The 5,486-nt window shown below is 59.8% G+C and carries 5 protein-coding genes; 2 read left to right on the top strand and 3 right to left on the bottom strand.

Translation table 11 applies throughout. The features are described from left to right. Window positions 1-16: 16 nt before the first annotated feature. Both QXF46_09070 and QXF46_09065 read right to left on the bottom strand, forming a co-directional pair. Complete coding sequence (locus QXF46_09070; protein MEM0227010.1) at window positions 17-583, bottom strand: DUF2284 domain-containing protein; 567 nt, start codon at window positions 581-583, stop codon at window positions 17-19. A gap of 8 nt (window positions 584-591) precedes the next feature. Beyond that, a complete protein-coding gene (locus QXF46_09065; protein ID MEM0227009.1) occupies window positions 592-2,739 on the bottom strand; it encodes a S49 family peptidase in 2,148 nt (715 codons plus the stop codon). Window positions 2,740-3,263: 524 nt separating this feature from the next. Here QXF46_09065 and QXF46_09060 point away from each other — a divergent pair. Beyond that, complete coding sequence (locus QXF46_09060) at window positions 3,264-3,539, top strand: AbrB/MazE/SpoVT family DNA-binding domain-containing protein (GenBank protein ID MEM0227008.1); 276 nt, start codon at window positions 3,264-3,266, stop codon at window positions 3,537-3,539. Further along, the gene (locus QXF46_09055) at window positions 3,511-3,996 is read left to right on the top strand and encodes a PIN domain-containing protein (GenBank protein MEM0227007.1); all 486 of its coding nucleotides are present in this window, start codon (window positions 3,511-3,513) and stop codon (window positions 3,994-3,996) included. The genes QXF46_09060 and QXF46_09055 overlap by 29 nt, the downstream gene beginning before the upstream one ends. 198 nt (window positions 3,997-4,194) lie before the next feature. Here QXF46_09055 and QXF46_09050 read toward each other — a convergent pair whose 3' ends face one another. Then, on the bottom strand, window positions 4,195-5,316 hold the full coding sequence (locus QXF46_09050) for a sugar phosphate isomerase/epimerase family protein (protein MEM0227006.1): 1,122 nt from the start codon (window positions 5,314-5,316) through the stop codon (window positions 4,195-4,197). Between the last annotated feature and the right edge of the window lie 170 nt (window positions 5,317-5,486).

Genomic DNA, 5,486 nt, shown 5'->3' with positions numbered 1-5,486 from the left:
GCTGCCTCTGTTTACTCTACGTTAGGAGTAGGAGCCCAAAGAAGGTTGGCCGCTGCTCGTAGGAGGTGACGACCTTAAGCTCGTAGCCCGCGTTCCTCGCTGTCGCGTAGACGTCGATGCCGCAGGCCTCCATCGAGGGCCTGGCGCGCTCCGGGTTCCGGCAAACCCCCTCCTTAACGTTGCACTCCTCGCAGTACGGGCAGGGGCCGCATGCCAGCGAGAAGGCGGCGTAGTAGCCCATGAGGAATGCTTCCCGCTCCAGCTGGAACATGACCTCGTGCACGTTGACGCCCTCGTCGTACCCAGCCTCCAAGCAGGGACCGAACCTCACGATTAAGCCGACCCCGTACTCGCTGAGCACCCTCCTAGTCTCCTCTGGCGTCGGGCTGAAGGGTGGGCACGTCAGCCTCCTACCGTACTCGCCGCAGCCGAACCGGCACTTCCAGCGCACCCAGTCCCTCACGACCACTGCGCTGGCCTGTATCGGCCTGGCGTCCTCAGCGCCCAGCTTGACAGCTAGCCTCCTTAACTCCTCCAAGTCCCGCTCCAGTTTCGCTTTGTCGGATCGCAAGTGCTCCGCCATACGCCCACCTAGGGCCTCCTGAGCTCCTTAAGGATGAGCTCGCGGCTGCTCGTACCGGCCTCGTAGCCGCTGTAGCTCCTGGAGGTCGTGGTGCTCTGCTTTACGGTTCCAGCTTCGCTGGAGAGCCAGTAGTAGCCGCGGGTTGTGGTGATCACCGTGACGCCGCCGCTCGTCAATCGCTCCGTCAGCTCGATGCTCACGCGCGCGCAGAAGTACGTCCTCCCGTCGAGCGCTTTAACACTCTCGAAGCCCTCCACGGTCTCCCTCCCCGTCAGCCAACCCCTGTACCTAGCGTCGTTCATTGTGAGCGTGAAGCCCGTCGAGTAGCTCCAGCTCTTCCCCTCCGTGAGCGGGAATGGCGGCTCTGGCAAGGGCTGATCGTATACGCACTCCACCCCATCGGACCTCCACCCCTTCAGGCTGCCGCCCTCGTAGATGTAGACGGTCGTGTAGTAGGGGGTTTCTACGACAACCTCCCCCTCGCTCACCCTTGTCCAGCGGAGTTCGTAAACCTCCCCATCCTCATCGACTCTGAACACCTTCACGGTGCCTACGGGGAGGTTCGGCCTTTCGATTCGAAACCCGTCTGGCCTCGGAGCGGGGGCTAGAGTCGCGTTGGCGATGAGCTCGGCCAGGTTGGACACGAACTTGTAGTTGTCGGAGACGTGGCAGTAGGGCTCCATGAAGATCGTCGTGTCGCCGATTGCGACCACCGTCCCGTTGCCCCACCTAACGAGCGCGACGACGGGGTAGTTGCCGGGCTTCTCGGCGGCCGTCGAGTGGGTGTTGTTGGCCCAGGCCACAGCGCTGTTGCTCCTCAAAGGCGCGGCGGTGAAGAGGACGAGCTCTCCCACACCCCTGAAGAGGGTGATGTTGGCGAAGGACCTGACGTACACGTTCCGGTAGATGCCGTAGTACTCCTCAAGGCTGTAGAGGTAGCCGTAGGCGAACGTTACGCCGAACCTTGAGGCTAGCGAGTTGATCGGGGCTACCACGAAGTTCCTGAGGGCCTCGGGGCCCAGGAACTCGTAGGCTGGGTCGTAGATGAGCAGGAGGACGCCGCCCCTCCTGACGAACTCCTCCACCCTCTTGACCTCATCCTCGCTGTAGGGCCTCGTCGGAGTTGCTACGATCAGGCAGGTGGCGTTCTCCAGCCCCTTCACCACCCTGTCCCAGGTGTCGTAGAAGCCGAAGGTGACGTTCCTTAGGGCGAGCTCGGCTAGCAGAGCGTTAAGACTCCACCAGGACGCTAGATTGCCGTGGGATAGGTCGATGATCGCGCTACCGCCGCCGGTCACGGGGCCGGCTGAAGCCAGCGTTGTCGCTTGCAGCTGAGTGGCCGGTAGGTAGACGTAGTAGAGGGCGGGGGGCGGGTGCAGGCTCTCCAGGAGGCTGACCGTCACGTTCCACCATGCGTAGGAGAGGCCCTTAGAAGCACCGGTCAGCTGGAGCTCAACCACGCTGTACCTGAGCAACCCGGCTCTCCTGGCCGCCTCCTCGACTGCCTGCTCCAGCGAGCCGAGCCGGTCTACCAAACCCAGCTCGAGGGCTTCTACGCCTAGGTAGACGAGGGCTTTCTTCAGCTCCTCCCTGGTAGCCCTGAGCCTCTGCCCCCTCCCCTCCTCCACGGCGGAGACGAAGGAGTCCAGGGCGCGGCTCAAGTTGCTGAAGAAGTGGAGCCGGGAGAAGCCCGTGTGCTTGTAGGGCCCCGTTTCCAGGACGTACTCGGAGGGGATTAGCAGCGGCGGAGCGGTGGCTATGACTCCGATCGAGCCGATCAGCGAGGTTGAGTGCGCGAATATGTAGTCGGCAGCGACAGCTATGTAGTAGCCTCCTGAGAGCGCGTTCACCGCTAGTGCCACAACGGGCTTCCTCGTCTTCAACTGCTTCACGCTGTAGTAGACCTGCTCCACGTAGTCCGCGCTACCGCCGAAGGAGTCGATCACGAGGACTACCGCCTTCACGCTATCGTTGTTGTATGCGCGGCGCAGCAAAGCGGTGTAGTAGTCGGCATCGCCGCTCGTCAGGATGTAGCCGCTGACGCGCACAACGGCTACAACACCCGTCAACCGCTGTTGCACAACAAACACTGACGCCGCCAAGATCGAAACCACGATCGCGGCGGCAAGAGCGTGCCGAACCTTCAAAGCGCCCACGAGAGCGCCCGGCAAGGTTCTACCTAATTAATTTTCGTTGATTCAATCATCCCCTAGAAAACATTTAGAAAGGCAACCCGCCTCGACAGCCAACCACCCCAGTAGAGTTGGGAGATGATCAATGCCACCTAAAGGTTTGGAGCCGCACGCACCATTAGACCAAAAGTCGATGAGCAGAGCCCCCTAGCTACCTACGGTGTTTTAATCATCGTCCATAGAAGCATTTGATGGACTTCCACATGGACTCTCCTAAATCATCAATCTTCCGAAGATTAATGATTCTTGTGGAGAGGCTGGGGAACCTCCGATTGGAATGGTGGGTGTTTTACCCCCCTGGCCCGGATTAGACCCTGGCGAGGATACTAAAGAGGCCAATTCCCGTGGGGGGCAGCCGATGAGGGCATGGATGCGGGTGCCCAGCATTTTAAGCGACGAGGCTCCTTTTACCACTTCGTTTAAAGGCCGGCTCGGTGCCCGAGGACAGCTTTATTTTATGGCATTTTTTACTCCATGTGGTGAAACTTGTGGAAGGAAGAGCGAGGATGGATCGGCAGGGTAGGATCGTTCTCCCCGCGCACATTCGGAAGGCTCTGGGGCTGCGGGAGGGGGGAGAACTCCTGGTCAGGCTGGACGGCAGGAGGATCATCCTCGAGCTTATCCCCGGGGATCTGGAGGCATCGGTTGAGGAGTGGGTTAAGCTTGCGCTGAACCTTAAGCTGGAAGCCCACCCCGAGGGGTTCGAGGAGGGCTGGAAGTGGGTGAGCGCCGAGTATGCTCGGAGAAAGCTCGGTCTATCCTGACGGCGTTCTAGACGTGAGCGTGGTCGTCGTAGCGTGCTTCGACAACCCCCTCAGAACGCACGCGGTTCGCTTTCTGAGCGAGGTTCTGACTCAGAGGAGGAGGGCGGTGCTACCTGTCTCCGCCGTCATTGGCGCCTACCACATAGCCACAAGGTACCTACGGGTTGAGCGGCTAGCCGTCAAGCGGCTCCTCGAAAAGCTGCTGGAGACACGGTCGCCGGCCTTCTACCCCCAGATCACCCCCCAGTTGGCCATCGATGCTCTCGAGTACGCAGCTTACTACAACGTTGAGGCCTGGGACGGATACCTAGTATCCCTTGCGAGGAGCCTCGGAACCTCAACCATCTACTCGCTGGACAAGGAGCTCGCGAGGATCAGGGAAGTGACCGTCGTGAACCCCTTCCCCGAGGAAGCCGTAAGAAAGTACCACGAGTTCGTGAGGAATCTCCTCCGGTAAACTCCTCGTAGTGCAATTTACGCTTAAGCGCTTTTCGTATCAAAGGGTTTTGGAGCAGTGATGGATCTTCGATGTGCGAACCCTCCTAGATGAGCCCGAGGTAGTGGAGCGATGCAAACAAGACAGAGTCTTTCGGTAGCAGCAAGCTTTGGTTAGCTGAAAATTCCTCGAAAAATAGCAAAAATCAGATTTGGGGGCTTAACCCGTTAGGATTATCTTTTTCACGACGTTGAGGACGGCTGCTTGATCGCCGGTTTCCCTAGCCTCCTCGAGCTCCTCCTTCCTCGCGTAGATGAGCAGCGCCTTCTTCATCAGGTTGCCGAAGATCTCCTTGCTCAGAGCCATCGCCTTGACCGGGTCCATGCGGTAGGTGAACTGGTCCTCTCCGAACCAGCCGTCGTACCCCGTGTCAATTGCAGCGTACAGGTAGTCGACGAAGCGCCAGATGTCGCCTGTGCCGAAGACCCTGTCCTCATCATTGCTGTGCAGTTTGGCTGTATTGATGTGGAAGTTGGCGATTGGCACGCCCATCCGGTGGAGCGCGTAGACGGTGTACGCGGGCTCGACGGCGTACATCTGCTCGTGGCCGTAGTCGATCGTCACCCCCATGTACTTGCCCCCTAGCTCCTGGTTGATCGTGTAGGCGATCCAACCGGCGATGTGCGTGGTCGGTATCACCATGTTCCCCTCCTTCGGCTCCTTCAGCTTCGCCTCAATGCCGAACCTGAGGCCGAGCTCCTTCGCCCTCCTGGCCGCCTGCCTGCACGCCTCCACGAACCACTCGAAGTGCTTGCCGTAGTTGACCTCGAAGTTGTAGTCCCAGCCGTCCTGGCCGGGCCAGAAGCTGAAAGCTTCGCAGCCAACAGCCTTTGCGATGTCAGCCGCCTGCAGCAGCACTTCCAGCGCCTTCTCCCTCACCTCCCTCTTCGGGTGGGTTACGCTGCCCAGCTTCCACCGAGGGTCCGTGAACATGTTGACGTTCATCGTGGTGGCCTTCAAGCCCAGCTTCTCGAGGTGCTCCCTTACCTCGGTGATCCTATCCTCAACGACGCGGAGTTTCTCGTCTAGGAAGAGGACGTCGTGGAACTCGATGCCCTCGATCCCCGCCTTCGCGACGCGCTCCATCTGGGCCTTTATGCTGCTGTCCAGCTCGGGCCAGTAGCCCTTGGTCGCGAAGCGATCGAGGAAGTCGCCGGCAGCCCAGTGCCCCGCTGCGAACTTGATCCCGAACTCCTTGAAGAACCTGTCGAGCCTTTCGCCCTCAAGGTAGCCCGCGTACTCGGTCTCCAGCTTGGATAGAAGGTTCTTTGTCACCTTCACGGGGGTGATTTCCTGCGGCTCGTAAAAATGCGTTACGGTACGAGATTAAACCCTCAGATTAACCGTCTCTTAACCCCGAGAGCACTACCATCGCTTAGAGGGGATAGCCTTAAGTGAACCGGCCGAGCTCAAGCGGGATGTTGAAGAGAAGGGTTCGTATCTCGGTGGAG

This window comes from Thermofilaceae archaeon, from assembly GCA_038731975.1.
Taxonomy (GTDB): Archaea; Thermoproteota; Thermoprotei; order Thermofilales; family Thermofilaceae; genus JANXEW01.
This window is presented reverse-complemented; position numbering and strand designations above follow the sequence as displayed.

What these genes read in the sequence shown, in the direction of transcription:
- QXF46_09070 (MEM0227010.1), bottom strand. Translation starts at nt 583, where the DNA reads ATGGCGGAGCACTTGCGATCCGACAAAGCGAAACTGGAGCGGGACTTG.
- QXF46_09055 (MEM0227007.1), top strand. Translation starts at nt 3,511, where the DNA reads ATGCTCGGAGAAAGCTCGGTCTATCCTGACGGCGTTCTAGACGTGAGC.